This is a genomic window from Geodermatophilus sp. SYSU D00696 (assembly GCF_054050235.1).
In genome coordinates, this window is sequence record NZ_JBJGYY010000006.1 from 28,839 (window position 1) to 45,471 (window position 16,633).

The 16,633-nt window shown below is 77.0% G+C and carries 18 protein-coding genes; 13 read left to right on the top strand and 5 right to left on the bottom strand.

What is annotated here, in order from left to right:
- The first annotated feature begins 64 nt into the window (after window positions 1–64).
- On the top strand, window positions 65–682 hold the full coding sequence (locus tag ACI79O_RS05685) for an NADPH-dependent F420 reductase (protein WP_456888607.1): 618 nt from the start codon (window positions 65–67) through the stop codon (window positions 680–682).
- Here ACI79O_RS05685 and ACI79O_RS05690 read toward each other — a convergent pair.
- The gene (locus ACI79O_RS05690) at window positions 643–1,452 is read right to left on the bottom strand and encodes a DUF4184 family protein (RefSeq protein WP_456888609.1); all 810 of its coding nucleotides are present in this window, start codon (window positions 1,450–1,452) and stop codon (window positions 643–645) included. The genes ACI79O_RS05685 and ACI79O_RS05690 overlap by 40 nt on opposite strands.
- Window positions 1,453–1,519: 67 nt before the next feature.
- Between ACI79O_RS05690 and ACI79O_RS05695 the strand changes: the two genes are divergently transcribed.
- Entirely contained in the window at window positions 1,520–1,660 is a 141-nt protein-coding gene (locus ACI79O_RS05695; protein WP_456913547.1) for a hypothetical protein, read from the top strand.
- A gap of 20 nt (window positions 1,661–1,680) precedes the next feature.
- Here the strand turns inward: ACI79O_RS05695 and ACI79O_RS05700 are convergent, their stop codons facing one another.
- Entirely contained in the window at window positions 1,681–2,724 is a 1,044-nt protein-coding gene (locus tag ACI79O_RS05700; protein ID WP_456913548.1) for an MBL fold metallo-hydrolase, read from the bottom strand.
- A 117-nt stretch (window positions 2,725–2,841) separates the two neighbouring features.
- Between ACI79O_RS05700 and ACI79O_RS05705 the strand changes: the two genes are divergently transcribed.
- Window positions 2,842–3,378: an FABP family protein gene (locus tag ACI79O_RS05705; protein ID WP_456888617.1), complete on the top strand. Its 537-nt coding sequence runs from the start codon at window positions 2,842–2,844 to the stop codon at window positions 3,376–3,378.
- The gene (locus ACI79O_RS05710) at window positions 3,375–5,087 is read left to right on the top strand and encodes a DUF885 domain-containing protein (protein WP_456913549.1); all 1,713 of its coding nucleotides are present in this window, start codon (window positions 3,375–3,377) and stop codon (window positions 5,085–5,087) included. Before ACI79O_RS05705 ends, ACI79O_RS05710 begins: the two co-directional genes overlap by 4 nt.
- Here the strand turns inward: ACI79O_RS05710 and ACI79O_RS05715 are convergent, their stop codons facing one another.
- The gene (locus ACI79O_RS05715) at window positions 5,088–5,771 is read right to left on the bottom strand and encodes a TetR/AcrR family transcriptional regulator (protein ID WP_456888620.1); all 684 of its coding nucleotides are present in this window, start codon (window positions 5,769–5,771) and stop codon (window positions 5,088–5,090) included.
- A 129-nt stretch (window positions 5,772–5,900) separates the two neighbouring features.
- Here ACI79O_RS05715 and ACI79O_RS05720 point away from each other — a divergent pair, with 129 nt between their 5' ends.
- A complete protein-coding gene (locus ACI79O_RS05720; protein ID WP_456913550.1) occupies window positions 5,901–6,833 on the top strand; it encodes an NAD-dependent epimerase/dehydratase family protein in 933 nt (310 codons plus the stop codon).
- A gap of 33 nt (window positions 6,834–6,866) precedes the next feature.
- Here the strand turns inward: ACI79O_RS05720 and ACI79O_RS05725 are convergent, their stop codons facing one another.
- Entirely contained in the window at window positions 6,867–7,565 is a 699-nt protein-coding gene (locus ACI79O_RS05725) for a hypothetical protein (protein ID WP_456888625.1), read from the bottom strand.
- Window positions 7,566–7,886: 321 nt separating this feature from the next.
- The gene (gene nhaA / locus ACI79O_RS05730) at window positions 7,887–9,272 is read right to left on the bottom strand and encodes a Na+/H+ antiporter NhaA (protein ID WP_456913551.1); all 1,386 of its coding nucleotides are present in this window, start codon (window positions 9,270–9,272) and stop codon (window positions 7,887–7,889) included.
- Window positions 9,273–9,401: 129 nt separating this feature from the next.
- On the opposite strand from nhaA, the gene murD reads away from it, so the two are divergent.
- The 8 genes from murD (at window position 9,402) to ACI79O_RS05770 (ending at window position 16,540) form a co-directional block, all read left to right on the top strand.
- Window positions 9,402–10,760 (top strand): UDP-N-acetylmuramoyl-L-alanine--D-glutamate ligase, encoded by a 1,359-nt coding sequence (murD, locus tag ACI79O_RS05735; protein ID WP_456913552.1) that lies wholly within the window; start codon window positions 9,402–9,404, stop codon window positions 10,758–10,760.
- Complete coding sequence (locus tag ACI79O_RS05740; RefSeq protein ID WP_456888630.1) at window positions 10,753–12,081, top strand: hypothetical protein; 1,329 nt, start codon at window positions 10,753–10,755, stop codon at window positions 12,079–12,081. Before murD ends, ACI79O_RS05740 begins: the two co-directional genes overlap by 8 nt.
- A 25-nt stretch (window positions 12,082–12,106) precedes the next feature.
- Window positions 12,107–12,562, top strand: coding sequence for a Fur family transcriptional regulator (locus tag ACI79O_RS05745; protein WP_456876333.1), 456 nt, complete (start codon window positions 12,107–12,109; stop codon window positions 12,560–12,562).
- Window positions 12,559–13,665 (top strand): CAF17-like 4Fe-4S cluster assembly/insertion protein YgfZ, encoded by a 1,107-nt coding sequence (gene ygfZ / locus ACI79O_RS05750; protein WP_456913553.1) that lies wholly within the window; start codon window positions 12,559–12,561, stop codon window positions 13,663–13,665. Before ACI79O_RS05745 ends, ygfZ begins: the two co-directional genes overlap by 4 nt.
- Window positions 13,662–14,228: an RsiG family protein gene (locus ACI79O_RS05755; RefSeq protein WP_456888634.1), complete on the top strand. Its 567-nt coding sequence runs from the start codon at window positions 13,662–13,664 to the stop codon at window positions 14,226–14,228. Before ygfZ ends, ACI79O_RS05755 begins: the two co-directional genes overlap by 4 nt.
- Complete coding sequence (locus ACI79O_RS05760) at window positions 14,225–15,193, top strand: asparaginase (RefSeq protein ID WP_456888636.1); 969 nt, start codon at window positions 14,225–14,227, stop codon at window positions 15,191–15,193. Before ACI79O_RS05755 ends, ACI79O_RS05760 begins: the two co-directional genes overlap by 4 nt.
- A 100-nt stretch (window positions 15,194–15,293) precedes the next feature.
- The gene (locus tag ACI79O_RS05765; RefSeq protein ID WP_456888637.1) at window positions 15,294–15,818 is read left to right on the top strand and encodes a helix-turn-helix domain-containing protein; all 525 of its coding nucleotides are present in this window, start codon (window positions 15,294–15,296) and stop codon (window positions 15,816–15,818) included.
- A complete protein-coding gene (locus ACI79O_RS05770; RefSeq protein WP_456876328.1) occupies window positions 15,815–16,540 on the top strand; it encodes a hypothetical protein in 726 nt (241 codons plus the stop codon). Before ACI79O_RS05765 ends, ACI79O_RS05770 begins: the two co-directional genes overlap by 4 nt.
- The last annotated feature ends 93 nt before the right edge of the window (window positions 16,541–16,633 follow it).

The window sequence follows — 16,633 nt, forward strand, 5'->3', positions numbered from 1 at the left end:
CGGCACGTCAGCACCGCGCCCGTCCCCCTTCCCGGGGGGCGGGCGCGGTGCTGTGCTCGGGTGCGTGCGCATCGCGGTCCTCGGCAGCGGTCAGGTGGGGCAGGCGCTGGCGCGGGGCTACCCGCGGCACGGGCACGACGTGGTGGTCGGCACCCGGCAGGCGGCGGTCGGCGACCTGCCCGTCGCGCGGCCCGAGGACGCGGTGCGGGGCGCCGACCTCGTCGTGCTCGCCGTACGGGGCGACGCCGCCGTCGACCTGGTGACCGCGCTGGCCCCGCGGTTGGAGGGCACGGTCCTGGTCGACGCCACCAACCCGCTCGACTCCTCCTCCGGCGCCCCGGCCCTCTTCGTGGGCACCGACGACTCGCTGGGCGAACGGGTGCAGCGGGCGGCTCCGGGTGCGCGCGTGGTCAAGGCCTACAACACGGTGGGCAACGCGCTGATGGTGGACCCGCAGTTGCCCGGGGGCCCGCCCACGATGTTCGTCGCTGGGGACGACCCCGCGGCCAAGGACCTGGTCACCGGCCTGCTCCGCGACACCGGCTGGGACGTCGCCGACCTCGGCGGGATCACCGCCAGCCGCTGGCTCGAGGGCCTGTGCATGGCGTGGGTGGCCTACGGCGCCACGCACGGCACCTGGGGTCACGCCTTCCGGCTGCTCCGCCCGGACGCGGGGGACTGACCGCGCCGCGACGCCCCCGGGCCCGGCGGCCGGCCGCGGCGCCGGCCCAGGTGCCAGGCGGCCGCACCCAGCACCGCGGCCACGCCCATCGCCGCGCCACCCGCCGTCGCGCCGGCGAACCCGGCCCGGAGCACGTCGGGCGCGCGGACGGCGGCGGCCCCGCCCACGACCGCGCCCAGCCCGACCAGCCCGGCCCACACCGCCCACGCGGTCCCGCGCAGGTCGCCGGGCCGCGACGGCGTCCGGCGCCACCACAGGACCAGCCAGCCGGCGAGGACGACCGCACCCAGCACCGTGCTCACGTGCTGCGCGACGTCGTAGCCGAACCAGTCCTCACCGGCCAGGGTGGCCACCGGTGCGGTCAGCGCCGGCACGTTCCGCGTGCCCCAGCCCCACCAGTGCGTGAACTGGTCCCAGCCGACGTGCGTGGCCGCCCCGACGGCGAGGGCGGCCAGGACGGCCGCCACCGCCCGCGCCGACCCGAGCCGCGCGCGCAGGCCCGGGGCCACGGTCACCCGGCGGCGCAGCCCGCCCGGTGCGGCGGCGAGCGCCGGCGCGGCCAGCAGGCCGTGCCACACCAGCCACAGCCCGGCGCCCAGGGCGACGTCGAGGGAGACCACCGCGAGCAGGTCGTGGGTCGGCCAGTCCGGGCGCCCGGGCAGGTAGAAGGGCACGTCGGGGGCGAGGCTCCCCGCCACGAGCGCGGACGCGGGCAGGCCGGATCGCAGGAACGGCAGCACCGCCGCGGGGTGGCTCCCGGTGAACGGCACCGGCCCATCGTGCCTCCCGCGGCGGGTCCGGCCACCGGTCGCGTGCCGGCGCGCCTACCGTGGCGCCGTGGTCGCCGCGTGGGTCCTGGTCGCGCTCGCCGCGCTGGCGGCCCTGGCCTGCCTCGCCGCCGCCCGGCGGCTGGCCCGGCCGGGCGGGCGCCCGCGCCGTGAGCGGCCCCGCCCGGGGCGCGGCGCGCGGGGCCGCTGACCCGCTGACCCGCCCGGTCGTCAGGCCGCGGTGAGGGTGCAGCCGGTGCCCGAGCTGCTCGCCACCCACGCGTCGGGGAGGGCGGCGGCCAGCGCGTGCTGAGCCCGCCAGCCCGTGCAGTGACCGGGGACGAGGAGGTCCGGCGCCAGCTCGGTCAGCGCACGCACGGTGGGCGGGATGACCCCCTCGAACGCGGGACCGCCGAGGTGCAGTCCCCCGAACAGCGCGGTCAGCCGGTCGACACCGGTCAGCCGCATCGCGTGCCGCACCGTGTTGACCGCGCCGGCGTGGCCGCAACCGGTCAGCACGACCAGGCCGCGGCCGCGCACGTGCACGACCAGGGCCTGGTCGTCGAGGACCAGCGGGTCGTGCTCCCACGACGCGCCGGTCCACGCCTGGTGCGACGCGGGCATGCCGCGCTCGAAGTCGGTCGTCCGGTCGACCTCGCCGGTGACCAGCACGCATCCGTCGACCAGCAGCGACGGCTGCCGCCGCTCGACCACCGTGAAGCCCTCCGCCTCCAGCGCACGGCGGCTCAGCGTCGGCAGCTCGGTCGGCCGGGTGCCCGGCACCGTCACCCGCCGCCGCGTCCAGACCAGCGGGTGCACGGTCATCGGCAGGGGCCGCCGGCGGGCCAGGCCGGCCAGCCCGCCGGCGTGGTCGAAGTGACCGTGGCTGAGGACGACGCCCTGCACCGCGCCCAGGTCGACGCCGAGCCGCTCGGCGTTGTCCGCCATGCCGTCCGGGGAGATGCCGGTGTCGAACAGCAGGGTGGTGGACGTCCTCCCGCGTCGCACCGTCACCAGCGCCGAGAAGCCGTGCTCGGCGCGCAGCCCGGGCAGGGTCCCCCCGCCGTCGAACAGCGGTGCGACGACCGTGCCGGCCTGCCACGGGGCCACCCGGTGCACGTCCTCGGTGCCGGTCAGCAGGCCGTCGTAGGAGTTGTCGACGAGCGTGGTGACGACGACCTCGTCCACCGGCTCCAGCGCGATCGGGTCCACCGCCGGACCCACGGCCGGTCGGGGCGCCGTGGCGACCGGCTCCCCGGGTGCGCCTCCGCACATGGCCCGACGGTAGCCACGTCGCGGCCGCCCCGGCGGGGTGCCGGACCTGCCACGACCGGAGCCCGCCGGCCCGGCCCCGGCTACGGTGACGGGCATGTCTCCCCGGGACGCCGGCCGGTGACCGGCCCGACCGACCTGCCCGTCGCCGACACCGTCGACGTCCGCTCCGGACCCGAGGTCGCGCACGGCCTGCTGTCGGTGCTGCCGCTGCTGGGGGAGTGGCACGGCGAGGGCGTGCTCGCCGGGGGAGACACCGGCGACCGGCGCTTCGGCCAGTGGATCCGCTTCGCCCACGACGGCCGCGACTTCCTCGCCTACGAGTCCCGGACCTGGCTGATCGGCGACGACGGCCGGGTCGAGGGCCCCGCCGTCCGCGAGACCGGCTTCTGGCGGCCCCGCGGCGAGGACGATGTCGAGCTGCTGGTGACCAGCCCCGAGGGCCTGGTCGAGCTCTACGTCGGCTCGGCGCGGACCACCACGAGCTGGGAGCTGACCAGCGACGTGGTGGCCCGCACGCCCGACGCGCCGGAGACCACCCGGGCCGTGCGGCTCTACGGCATCGTCGAGGGGGCGCTCATGTACGCGATCGACCGGGCGGGGGCCGACACCCCGCTGCGGCCCACGATGTCGGCGCGGCTGGAGCGGCTGCGGTGAGCGTCCCGGTGAGCGGCTCGGTGAGCACCCCCCGCCAGGTCGCCGACCGCTACGTCGACGCCGTCTGCGACCTCGACCCCATCGTCGCGACGTCGCTGGGGACCCGGCCCGGCGACGACCGGCTGCCCGACCTGAGCCCCGACGGGCTGGCGGCCGAGGCCGACCTGACCCGGCGGACCCTGGCCGAGCTCGACGCCGTCCTGGCCGCCGACCCCGCGCTGGCCGACGACCCCGTCGAGCGGCGCTGCGCCCGCCTGCTCCGCGAGCGGCTGGGTGCCGAGCTCGCCGCGCACGAGGCCGGGGAGGGCTTCCGCGCGCTGTCGAACCTGTTCAGCCCGGTCCACTCGGTGCGCCAGGTCTTCCTGCTCATGCCCACGGCCACCGAGGACGACTGGTCGGTGGTCGCCCGCCGCATGGCGCGCATCCCGGAGGCCTACCGCGGCTACCTCGACACGCTGCGCGAGGGCGCCCGGCGCGGGCTCCTCGTCGCACCGCGCCAGGTGTCGACCGTCGTCGGGCAGCTCGACGAGTGGCTGTCCGGGCCGTTCTTCGGCGGCCTGGCCGCGTCCGGTCCCGAGGCGCGCCGGGGCGAGCTGGAGGCCGCCGCGCGGTCGGCCGACGCCGCGGTGGCCGAGGTCCGGGACTTCCTCCGCGACACCTACCTGCCGCAGGCGCAGCACACCCCGGACGCCGTCGGCCGCGACCGCTACGCGCTCGCCGCGCGCCGGTGGAACGGCTCCGACCTCGGCAGCGGGGACGGCCTGGAGGAGGCCTACGCCTGGGGCTGGGCCGAGCACCGGCGGATCCTGGCCGAGCAGCGGGCCGAGGCCGAGGCGCTGCGCCCCGGGTCGACCCCGCGCGAGGCCATGGCCTGGCTCGACGAGCACGGCCCCGCGGTCGACGGCGTCGAGGCCGTCCGGCAGCGGCTGCAGGCGATGATGGACGAGGCGATCGCCGCCCTCGACGGCACGCACTTCGACCTCGCCGAGCCGGTGCGCCGGGTGGAGGCGATGATCGCCCCGCCGGGCAGCGCGGCGGCGCCGTACTACACCCGCCCCGCCCTGGACTTCTCCCGTCCCGGCCGCACCTGGCTGCCGACCCTCGGCCGCGAGCGCTTCCCGCTGTGGGACCTGGTCTCGATCTGGTACCACGAGGGCGTCCCCGGCCACCACCTGCAGCTGGCGCAGTGGGTCTACGTCTCCCGCGACCTGTCGACCTACCAGACGTCGCTGGGCTCGGTGAGCGCCAACGTCGAGGGCTGGGCGCTGTACGCCGAGCGGCTCATGGACGAGCTCGGCTACCTCACCGAGCCGGGCGCGCGGATGGGTTACCTCGACGCCCAGCAGCTGCGCGCGATCCGGGTGGTGATCGACATCGGCATGCACCTGCGGCTGCCGGTCCCCGACGACGCCGAGGGCGCGCTCGCCGCCCACCGCGGGCAGCCGTGGACGCCCGAGCTCGCGCGCGCCTTCGCCGGCGACCACCTGGGCAGCGACCCGGCGTTCCTCGACAGCGAGCTGGTCCGCTACCTGGGCCTCCCCGGCCAGGCGATCAGCTACAAGCTCGGCGAGCGCGCCTGGCTGGCGGGCCGCGCGGCGGCCCAGCGCGCCCGCGGCGCGGACTTCGACCTCAAGGCGTGGCACATGGCGGCGCTGTCGCAGGGTTCGCTCGGCCTCGACGACCTCGAGGCCGAGCTCGCCCGGCTCTAGTCAGGACGGCGCGAGCCCGACCAGGCGGGCCAGCTCGGCCGTCGCCCGGGCGAAGAAGCGGTCCCCGTCCTCGACCGACCCGACCAGCTGGCCGAACAGCTCGAAGCCCACCGTGCCGAACAGCGCGCAGTAGGCGAGCAGGGCGCGCACCCGGACGGCGTCGTCGATGCCCGGGGCGTCCTGCCCGAGGATCTCCACCGCGGCGTCGCCGAGCAGGCCCGGCTCCCGGCCGCCGTCCCCGGTGAGCAGCCCGGCCCGGGCGGCGTCGCCGAGGATCCGGCCGAGGACGATGCCGACCCGCGACGCCGCCGGCACCGTGTCCCGCGGCGCGGCGTAGCCGGGTACGGGCGAGCCGTAGAGCAGCGCGTACTCGTGCGGGTGCATCCGCGCCCAGTCCCGCACCGCGGCGCACACCGCCGACCAGCGCCGCTCCGGTGCCGCGGCGGGGTCGTCGGCGGCCTCGGCCGCGGCGCCGAGGGCGTCGTAGCCGTCGATGATCAGCCGGGTCAGCAGGTCGTCGCGGCTGGGGAAGTAGCGGTACACCGCCGACGACGCCATCCCCACCTCCCGCGCCACCGCGCGCAGCGAGAGGGCCGCGGCGCCGACCTCGGCCAGCTGCCGGCGCGCGGCCTCCGTGATCTCGACGGTCAGCTCGGCGCGGACGCGCTCGCGGGCGGTGGGCATGCCGGGATGGTGCCGTACCGAGAGCGGCGCACGCAAGTGCGAGCAGTGCTCTTGACAGGAGGCCGAGATGGCGCGATCGTCGTTCTCGAACGAGAGCACCGCTCTCGTCGGAGCGGACGAGGAGTCCTCATGGCACTGCACGTGATCGTGGGCAAGGGCCCGGTGGGCACGACGACGGCCGAGCTGCTGGCCGCCCGGGGCCACCGGGTGCGGGTCCTCTCCCGCAGCGGCGGCACCTCCACCGGCACCGTCGAGCACCGCCGGGTCGACGCCGCCGATGCCCGGGCGCTCACCGAGGCCGCGGCCGGCGCCGCCGCGCTCTACAACGCCGTCAACCCGGCCTACCACCGCTGGCCCACCGACTGGCCGCCGGTCGCCGCCGCCCTGCTCGCGGCCGCCGAGCGCACCGGCGCGGTGCTGGTGACGATGTCGAACCTCTACGTGTACGGCCGGCCGGCCGGGCCGATGACGCCGGAGAGCCCGCTGGCGGCCACCGACACCAAGGGCCGGGTGCGGACGGCGATGTGGCGCGACGCGCTCGCCGCGCACGAGGCCGGCCGGATCCGGATGACCGAGGCCCGCGCCGGGGACTTCCTCGGACCGCAGGTCCCGCCCGCCCAGTCGCACCTCGTGCGCCAGCTGGAGACGCTGCGCCGCGGCCGCCGCGCCTGGGTGGTCGGGGACCCCGACGTGCCGCGCAGCTGGACCCACCTCCCCGACGTCGCCGCCACGCTGGCCGTCCTGGGCACCGACGAGCGGGCCCTGGGCCGCGCCTGGCACGTGCCGAGCAACCCGCCGCGCTCGCAGCGCCAGGCGCTCGCCGACCTGGCCCGGGCGATGGGCCGCCCGCCGGTGCCGGTCAGCGGCATCCCGTGGCCGGTGCTCTCCGCCATCGGGGTGGTCGCGCCGAAGATGCGCGAGATCGTCGACGTCCGGCACCAGTTCGACCAGGCGTACGTCCTGGACGCGACGGCTACCACCGAGACCTTCGGCCTGACCGCCACCCCGTGGGACCAGGTGGTCGCGGCGACGGTGGGCGCCGCGGTGGCGTCCCGGGCCTGAGTGCCCGGTGGGGTCTCCCCGGACGGCGGGCGCTCAGCGGACCCGGTCGACGACGTTGACCGGGTCGCTGTCCGGGGTGACCGGGTCGCCGGGCCGGGCCGGGGCCACCTCCAGCCGGCTGGCCAGCAGCGCGTCGACGGCCGCCACGGTGCCGCCGACGTAGGTGCTGGTCAGCGCGGGGTCGGTGACCACGCACCAGGCGCGGTCGGCCGGCCACCACAGGGAGGCGCTCTGCTCGCGCGGTTCGGGGGCGAAGTTCTCGGCGGCCCGCTCGACCGGGCCGCGCACCAGCAGCAGGTCGGCGCGGGGCAGCAGCAGCCGCGGCAGGTCGGCGACAGCGCCGTCGTCCCAGCCGAACCAGCACTCGCCGGGGGTGGTGGTGTGCCCGGCGAGCACCGCGGCCAGCTCGCGGGCGACGTGCGCGGCCAGGTGCCCCTCGGCCGGAGCGTCGTTCCACAGCCCGGGCTGGTCGGCCTCGCCGAGGTGGTCCCAGGAGCCGGTGATGCCGGGCCACTGCATCAGCCGGTGCGGGGTCGTGCCGTTGGCCGCGGCGACCTCGTCCCAGCGGACGTGCACGTCGGCGTCGCCGTCGTAGCGGACGGCGGGGTGGAACACGCGGGCGGCGGCGGCGAAGCCGGCGGGGAGGAGCGCGGCGACGGTCTCCGGCGGAGCCCGGCGGACGGACTCGGCGATCCAGCGGCCGGCCGGCGCGGTGCGCCCCACGATCGACACCGGGCGCTGCCCCCTCCCCCGGGAACGGACAACCCCCGGGCTGCTCCGCGGCGCCGTCCCGGTACGGGTGGCAGCTCGCGGGCCGACTGGACAAGTGTCGGCGGCCCGGGGGTCGGGTGACTGTCCGGTTCTCGCTCGCCGCCGTACGACGGACGGGCGATCATGCCGTCGTTCGGATTCCACTCCGAACGGGCGGCCCATCTGGACGGCGGCTAGCGGACAGCCACCTCACGAGTCCGATAAGCATGCAAAGTACGGACCACCTCCTCTCTCGTGTACCTCGACGGTACGACGTGGTTCCGGGGTCGGCAACGACGTTCTTCAGCCGTCGGCGGAACCGCCGGCGGTGCGCCCGGGCGGCGGCGCGCCGCGCCAGTCGGGATCGTGGTCGGCCTCGTCCCGCACCGTGCCGCCCTGGAAGACGTCCGGGATGTCGTCGTGGTCGGCGTCGACCTGCTCCATCTCCCAGATCTGCCGGTACCGGCGGTTGCGGAGCCGCAGCACGACCGTGGCCAGCAGGGCCGACAGCAGGGTGCCGAGGAGCACACCGACCTTGACGTGCTCGTCGCGCTCGCTCCCGACGCCGAACGCCAGCTCGCCGATGAGCAGGGACACGGTGAAACCGATGCCGCCGAGCAGCGCCAGGCCCACCACGTCGGGCCAGCCCAGGTCGTCGGCGAACTCCGCCCGGGTGAACCGGGTGACCAGCCAGCTCGCCCCGACGATGCCGGCCACCTTGCCGACGACGAGGCCGACGATGATCCCCAGGGTCACCCGGTCGTTGATCGACTCGACCAGCCCGGACAGCCCGCCGACGGTGACCCCGGCGGCGAAGAAGGCGAAGACCGGCACGGCGAAGCCGGCCGAGATCGGGCGGAACCGGTGCTCGAGGTGCTCGGCCAGGCCCGGTCCGGCGCCGGGCCCCCCGGCCGCCTCGCTGCGGACCACCGGCACGGTGAAGGCGAGCAGGACGCCGGCCACGGTGGCGTGCACGCCGGACTCGTGGACGAGCACCCAGGTGAGCACGGCCAGCGGCATCAGCAGCCACCACGAGCGGATCCGCTTCTGCACGAGGAACCCGAACACCGCGAGCGGCACCAGCGACAGTGCCAGCCAGCCCGCGGCCAGCGACGTCGTGTAGAAGACCGCGATGATCGTGATGGCCAGCAGGTCGTCGACGACGGCGAGGGTCAGCAGGAACGTGCGCAGCGCGCTGGGCAGGTGGGTGCTGATCACCGCCAGGACGGCGAGGGCGAAGGCGATGTCGGTGGCCACGGGGATCGCCCAGCCGCGCAGCGCGTCACCGCCCCCCAGGTTGATGACCGTGTAGAGCGCCGCCGGCACGATCATCCCGCCGACGGCCGCGGCCACCGGCAGTGCCGCCCGACGGGGGTCGCGCAGGTCACCGGCGACGAACTCCCGCTTGAGCTCGAGCCCGGCGACGAAGAAGAAGATCGCGAGCAGGCCGTCGGCCGCCCACGTGCCCAGGGTCAGGTCCAGGTGCAGGGAGGCCGGCCCGACACGGGTGTCACGCAGCGCCTCGTAGGCCGCGGACCACGGCGAGTTCGCCCACACGAGGGCGATGACGGTGCCGATCAGCAGCAGGACGCCGCCGACGGTCTCCTTGCGCAGGATGTCCGCGATCCGGCTGGTCTCGGTCCACGAGCCGCGGGCGAACATGCGGGTGGATCCGTGAGGGGCGTTCATGGGGCGGCTCCGGGGCGGTGGGTCGGGTGGGACACCGCCGACCAGACTTCCCGGCACACCCGGGGCAAGCCTAGCGGCGGGGTCCCGTCGTCGCCGTCCGGAGCCGGGGCCGTCCGTAGAGTGGGCGCCGTGGACCCCCGCCCGGCACCGCCCCCGCGGGAGCGTTCCCTCCGGCCGGCCGAGCTGGCCGGCCGCCGCGTGGGGGTGTGGGGTCACGGCCGCGAGGGCCGCGCCGCCGTCCGGGCCGCACTGGCCGCCGGGGCCGCCGGGGTGCTCGTCGCCGACAGCCGCCCGGTCGACCCCGCGTCCCTGCCCGAGGGCGTCACCGCGACCACCGACGCCGCCGACCTCGCCGGCTGTGACGTCGTCGTCCGCTCCCCGGGGATCAGCCCGTACCGCGAGGACGCGCGGCGGCTGGCCGACCGGACCGTGGTGACCACCGGCACCGGCATGGCGCTGGCCGAGGCCGCCGCGCGGGGCGTCCCGGTGCTGTGCGTCACCGGCACCAAGGGCAAGAGCACGACCAGCGCGCTGGCCGCCGCCGTCCTCACCGCGGCCGGGCGCCCGGCGGTGCACGCCGGCAACATCGGCACCCCGCTGCTCGACGTCCTGGCCGACGTGGGGGACCGGACGCTCGTCGTGGAGATCTCCAGCTACCAGGCCGCCGCCGTGCCGGACTTCGCCGGCCGTGGGGCGCTGACCTCGCTGGCCCCCGAGCACCTGGACTGGCACGGCTCGGAGGCGACCTACTTCCGCGACAAGCTGCGGGTCTTCACCGCCTGCCCGGAGCGGTCGGTGGTGGTCAGCGCGCAGGCGCGGCCACTGGCCGAGCGCCACCTCGACCCCGCCCAGCTGGTCGACCCCACCGAGGTGCTGCCGCCCGGCCTGGCCGACCGGGCCCGCCCGGTGCACCTGCCCGGCGCGCACAACCGCAGCAACGTCGGCGTCGCGCTGGCCGCCTGCGCGCTGCTCGGCCTCGACCTCGCCGCGGCCGCCGACGCGGTCACGGCGGCGGTCGCGGGTTTCCGCGCGCTGCCGCACCGGCTGGCGCCCGTGGCCACGCTGGGCGGCGTCACCTTCGTCGACGACACGCTCTCCACCACGCCGGTGTCGGTGCTCGCCGCGCTCGACGCCCTGGCGGACCGGGCCGTGACGCTGATCGCCGGCGGCCAGGACCGGGGCCTGGACTACACCGGCCTGGCCGCGGCGTTGGTGCAGCGGCGGGACACCGTCGCGCTGGTCACCGTCCCCGACACCGGGGGGCGGCTGGCCGACGACGTCCGCCGGGAGGCCGCCGGGGCGGCGGTGCGCCTCACCGAGACGCAGTCCCTCGCCGAGGCGGTGGCGGCGGCGATCGCCGGCACGCCGCCGGGCGGGGTCGTGCTGCTCTCGCCCGGCGCCCCCAGCTACAACCGCTACCGCGACTTCGAGGAGTTGGCAGCCACCTATGAGCACGTCCTCGCCGATGCCGGCGCCGAGCGTGTCTGACCGCCCGGGCACCGGCGCCTTCGTCGTCGGCGGCCGGTCCCTCGACCCCGCCACCGGCGAGGCCGCCTTCACCTACCGGCTCGGCGACGACGAGTTCACCGAGCGGCTGACCCTCGACCCCGCGCTGCTGACCGGCCCGGCGCCCGCGCAGCTCGACGCCGCCCTCGACCTGGTGCACCTGGTCATGGGCACCAGCTACTACAAGCTGGCCGCGCCCGGCCGGGTCGTCGTCGAGCGGCCGGTCACCGCCGCCCAGCTCGCCGTCGCGCGGGCCGCCTACACCGACGGGCTCGGCGAGTTCGCCGCGGTGAACCGGCTGCCGGTGCCGCACCGGGTCGAGTTCGACGTCGAGGTCCGCCCGGCCGGCCCGGCGCCGTCCCCCGGCACCCGTGGTGCGCTGCTGCCGGTCGGCGGCGGGAAGGACTCCGCGCTGGCCCTGGTCGTCATCCCCGACGGCACCGCCCTGGCGGTCAACCCCACCGGCGCGCAGCGCGACGTCGCCCGCGCGGCCGGCGTGCCGCTGCTCGAGGTGCGCCGCCGGCTCGACCCGCTGCTGGCCGAGCGCACCGCGCAGGGCGGCCTCAACGGGCACGTCCCGGTGACCGCGATCAACTCCGCGATCGCCACGCTGGTGGCCGTGCTCGGTGGCCACGACCCCGTGGTCTTCGCCAACGAGCGCTCCGCCGACGAGGAGACGCTCACCGTCGACGGCGCGAGCGTGAACCACCAGTACTCGAAGTCCTTCGCCTTCGAGCGGCTGTTCACCGCGGCCGCCGCCGAGGTCGGCACCGGCTACTTCAGCCTGACCCGGCAGCTGTCGGAGCTGGCCACGGTCGCCGCCGTCGCCGCGCTGCCGCTGCGCTCCGACATCCTCAGCTGCAACCGCTCCTACACCCAGCGGCACCTGGGCGGGCAGGCCGAGCAGCGCTGGTGCCTGCACTGCGACAAGTGCCTGTTCACGTTCCTCTGCTTCGCCGTCTTCCTCACCCCCGACGAGGCGCGCGAGGTGTTCGGCGGCAACCCGCTGGACGACCCCGCGCTCGCCGACGGGTTCCGCAGGCTGTGGGCCACCGAGAAGCCCTTCGACTGCGTGGGGGAGCGGGCCGAGAGCGCCGCGGCGATGGCGCACCTGGCCGCCGGCCGCTCGTGGGGTGACGCGCCGGTGGTGCGGCTGCTCGGCGCCGAGGCCGCCGACGCCGCGGAGGTCACCGGGGCCACCGTCGCCCGGTTCCTGCCGCCGCGCGGCGAGCACGGCATCCCGCAGCGGTACCTCGAGGCGTTGCAGCGGGTGCTGGCGAACGCCCGGTCCGCCGTCGCCTAGCCCGGCCGGAACTACGCTCGTCGCCGTGGGACCGGAGCACGGGACGGCGCCGCTGGCCGAGCGGCTGCGAGCGCAGGGACTGCGGCTGACGCCCCAGCGCCAGCAGGTGCTGGCCGCCGTCGCCGCCCTCGACCACGCCACCCCCGAGGCCATCGGCGCGCGGCTGCGCGAGCAGGCCGGACCCGACGGCGCGGCCCCCGACACCTCGACGGTCTACCGCACGCTGGAACTGCTCGAGCGGCTCGGCCTGGTCTGGCACACCCACCTGGGCAAGGGAGCGCCGGTCTACCACTCCTCCGAGCACCCGCACCTGCACGTGGTCTGCGCCTCGTGCGGCGAGATCTCCTCCGCCGACCCGGGTCTCCTCGACGCCGCGGCGGAACGTCTGGCGGCCGACCTGGGTTTCACCGTGGACGTGGGGCACGTCGCGCTGTCGGGGACGTGCCGTCGATGCAGGGAAGCCGGGACGGAGAACCCATGACCACCTCACCGCTGGCCGCGCGCGCGGGCGCCGTCGTCGCCGAGGGCGCGACCGTGGCCGCCCACCTCGGCGACCCGCTGCGCGAGCAGCGGCTGCTCGCCGAGGGCGCCGGCTGGGTCGACCGCAGCGACCGGGACGTGCTCACCGTCCCCGGCGCCGACCGGCTCACCTGGCTGCACAGCCTCACCAGCCAGCACCTCGAGCGGCTCGCCGACGGCACCGGCACCGAGGCGCTGGTGCTCTCGCCGCACGGCCACGTGGAGCACCACCTGGTCCTCGCCGAGCTCGCCGGCACCACCTGGGCCGACGTCGAGCCCGGCACCGGGGCCGCCCTGCTGGCCTTCCTGCAGCGGATGGTCTTCATGCTGCGCGTCGAGCCGGCCCTGGTCACCGGCGAGTGGGCGGTGCTGTCGCTGGTCGGCCCGCGCGCGCCGGAGGTGCTGGCCGCCGCCGGGCTGCCCGCGCCCGCGACCCCGTACGCCGTCGCCGCGCTGCCCGACGGCGGCTGGGTGCGCCGGATGCCGCCGCTCGGCGACGGCGGCGCGATCGCGTTCGACCTGCTCGTCCCGCGCGCCGACCTGGCCGCCCGCGCCGACGCGCTCTCCGCCGCGGGTGCGGGCGCCGCCGGGCTGGACGCCTACGAGGCCCTGCGGGTCGAGGCGCGCCGCCCGCGGCTGGGCACCGACACCGACCACCGCACCATCCCCAACGAGCTGGAGTGGCTCACCAGCGCCGTCCACCTGGACAAGGGCTGCTACCGCGGGCAGGAGACCGTCGCCCGGGTGCACAACCTCGGCCGCCCGCCGCGGCGGCTGGTCCTGCTCCACCTCGACGGCGTCAGCGAGGACCTGCCCGCCCCGGGCGCCCCGGTCCTGTCCGGGGCCCGCGAGGTGGGCCGCGCCGGCACGGTGGTGCGCCACCACGAGCTCGGCGTCGTCGCGCTGGCGCTGGTCAAGCAGTCGGTGGGCGCAGCCGCCGAGCTCACCGTGGGCGGCTCGCGCGCCGTCGTCGACCCCGACGACGTCCCGGCCGCGGTCGACGACACCCGGGCCGCCGCCCGCGACCGGGTCCGGGCCGTCCGGTCTGCCACCATCGGGCGGTGACCTCGCTGAGCCCCGACCCGACGCCCGCCGGCGGTGCGGCCGTCGACGAGCTGCTCGACCCCGCGTTCCTCCGCGACGTCGAGCAGCGGTCCATGTCCGACGTGCGGCAGCTGCGCCGCCGCGCCGAGCAGGAGGAGGTCAACCTCTCCTACACGCGGCGGCTGCTGCAGGGCCGGCTCGACATCGTGCGCCGCGAGCTGCAGCGCCGGGCCGACCAGGACGGCCGCTCGCTGCTCGACCTGCTGCCGGAGATCCTCGCCGAGAAGGGCCGCGGCCCGGCGCACGGCCTGGGCCGGCACCAGACGCTGCAGCCCGCCGCGCCCGGCGTCTACGAGTCGTGGGTGCACGGCCTGACGCCCGACGTCGACCTGTCCGACGTCGCCGCGCTCCCGGACGCCGACCTGGAGCGGGCCGCCCGTGCGCTCGCCGCCGCCGAGGGGTCGCTGTCCGAGCGCCGCCGCGGCGTGCAGCAGGTCATGGACACCCTCGCCGGGGAGCTCGCCCGCCGGTACCGCAACGGCGAGGCCGACGTCGCCGCGCTGCTCGCCGCCGAGGGCCGATGACGGGCTGGCCCGACGCGCCGGTCCTCGTCGAGGTGTGGCGCTCGGGGTTCCTGGAGTCGGTGCACCGCGGCGCCGTCGTCGTCGTGGACGCCGACGGCGGGGTGCGCTGGTCGGCCGGCGATGTCGACCGCCCGGTCCTCCCGCGGTCGGCCAACAAGCCCGTGCAGGCCACCGCCTACCTGGCCGCCGGCTGGGTCCCCCGCTCCGGCGAGGAACTGGCGATCGCGGCCGGCTCGCACCTCGGCGAGGACGGCCACCGCGACCTCGCCGAGGGCATCCTCGCCGCCGCGGGCCTGGACCCGTCGGCCCTCGGCTGCCCGCCGGCCCTGCCCGGGCACGAGCCGACCCGCGCCGCCTGGCTGGTCGCCGGCCGCGCGCCCGAGCGGCTGGCGATGAACTGCTCGGGCAAGCACGCGGCGATGCTCGCGGCCTGCGCCGCCGCCGGCTGGCCGACCGAGGGCTACCTGCAGCGGGAGCACCCGCTGCAGCAGGCGATCGAGGCCCGCCTGGGCGCGGCGGCGGGTGAGCCGGTGGCGGCCGTGGTCGTCGACGGGTGCGGCGCGCCGCAGCACGGGCTGTCGCTGACCGGGCTGGCCCGCGGCGTCGGCTCACTGGTGGAGGCCCCGGCGGAGAGCCCGGAGCGGGCGGTGGCCGACGCGATGCGGGCGCACTCCTGGTACGTCGCCGGCACCGGCCGGGAGGACACCGACCTCATGACCGCCGTCCCGGGCCTGCTCGTGAAGGGCGGCGCCGACGGCGTGCACGTCGCCGCGCTGCCCGGCCGCGGCGCGGTGGCCTTCAAGCTCGACGACGGCGGCGACCGCGGCCGGGCCCCGGTGCTCGCCGCCGCCCTCCGCCGGCTCGGGGTCGACGCCGGCGTGCTGACGCCGTGGTCGGCTCCGCCCGTGACCGGCGGCGACGGCGTCGTGGGCGAGGTCCGGCCGTCGGCCGTGCTCGCCGCCTGACCTGCGGGGAGGGAGCGACACGCCGGGTGTGAGGCGACTCACGGAGGAGTGCTAGCAGCTGCGCTTGCAGTTGCTAGCACCCTTGCCTACCGTCGAGTACGTGCAGACCCCCGGCGAGTTCGTGAGCGGTCAGGTGAGGTCGGTCCGCGAGAAGGTGGACCAGCTCGCCGGCAGCGTCGCGGAGACGGTCGCGGCCGAGGCCCAGCAGGTCTCGACCGTGCGCTCGCAGGTGGGGGAGTTCATCCGGGAGCAGCGCAGCGCCGCCCGGGTGTCCCTGCGCGAGCTCGCCCGCGCCGCGGGAGTGAGCAACCCCTACCTCTCGCAGGTGGAGCGGGGGCTGCGCAAGCCGTCGGCGGAGATCCTCGCCGCCATCGCCAAGGGGCTGGAGATCTCCGCCGAGACGCTCTACGAGCAGGCGGGCATCCTCGACCGGCGCGCCGGCAACCCCGACACGGTCGCGGCCATCCGGTCCGACGACCAGCTCTCCGAGCGGCACAAGGCCGTGCTGCTCGAGCTGTACGAGACCTACGTCCGCGAGCACGCCACCGCTCCCCGCGGATCCGTGAGCACCGCCCGGGACCGCACGCCCGGGGACGACCCGAACCCCTCCAAGGAGACCGCATGACCACCGCCACCTCCCTCCTCGAGCAGGTCGCCGAGCGCGGCCGCACCCCGCTGCTGGTCGCCGTCGGCGCCGGTGACCTCGCCGTCGAGCAGGCCCGCACCGTCCTCGCCTCGCTGCGCTCGCGCGCCGTGGCCCTCCCCGGCGAGGCCCAGGTCCAGGTCGACCTGGCCACCCGCGAGGCCCGCACCCGCGCCGAGCAGGCCGCCGACCGCGCCCGCCAGCTGGCCACCGTCGTCCGCCCCGACGCGGTCGTGACCACCGTCAACGGGCTGGTCGAGCAGGCCCGCACCCAGGCCGTCGGCACCGTCGAGGCGCTGGCCGAGCGCGGCGCGGACGTCCTGCAGGAGCTGCGCCGTCAGCCCGGCCTCCGCCGCTTCGTGGTGCGCGCCGAGCAGGCCGTCGACACCGTCGAGGACGCCGTCGAGGAGGTCATCGAGGAGGCCGCCGAGGCCGTGACCGAGGCCTCCGACGAGATCACCTCGCGGGTCCAGAAGGCCGCCTCCCGGACGACCAAGGCCGCCGCCAAGGCCGAGGCCGCCGTCGAGGAGACCGCCGAGCAGGCCAAGGCCACCCTCGAGGAGACCGTCGAGGCCGCCGACCAGGCGACCGCCAAGGCCGCCCGCAAGCCCGCCAAGCGCACCACCGCCGCGCGCTCGTCGGCCGCCAAGGGCACCTCGGCCCGCGTCACCCGCACCCGCACCACCAAGAAGACCACCGACTGACGAAGGACCCTCCTGCTCCTGCAGGAGGGCCGCGACCCAGGGTGACGATCCAGGGCCCCGGAGCTGCACGTCGCGCTCCGGGGCCCTGTCGCG

Coding starts and splice junctions, on each gene's coding strand:
- nhaA (WP_456913551.1), bottom strand. CDS start 9,272: ATGAACGCCCCTCACGGATCCACCCGCATGTTCGCCCGCGGCTCGTGG.
- ygfZ (WP_456913553.1), top strand. CDS start 12,559: ATGACCACCTCACCGCTGGCCGCGCGCGCGGGCGCCGTCGTCGCCGAG.
- ACI79O_RS05700 (WP_456913548.1), bottom strand. CDS start 2,724: ATGTGCGGAGGCGCACCCGGGGAGCCGGTCGCCACGGCGCCCCGACCG.
- ACI79O_RS05720 (WP_456913550.1), top strand. CDS start 5,901: ATGGCACTGCACGTGATCGTGGGCAAGGGCCCGGTGGGCACGACGACG.
- ACI79O_RS05770 (WP_456876328.1), top strand. CDS start 15,815: ATGACCACCGCCACCTCCCTCCTCGAGCAGGTCGCCGAGCGCGGCCGC.
- ACI79O_RS05760 (WP_456888636.1), top strand. CDS start 14,225: ATGACGGGCTGGCCCGACGCGCCGGTCCTCGTCGAGGTGTGGCGCTCG.
- ACI79O_RS05715 (WP_456888620.1), bottom strand. CDS start 5,771: ATGCCCACCGCCCGCGAGCGCGTCCGCGCCGAGCTGACCGTCGAGATC.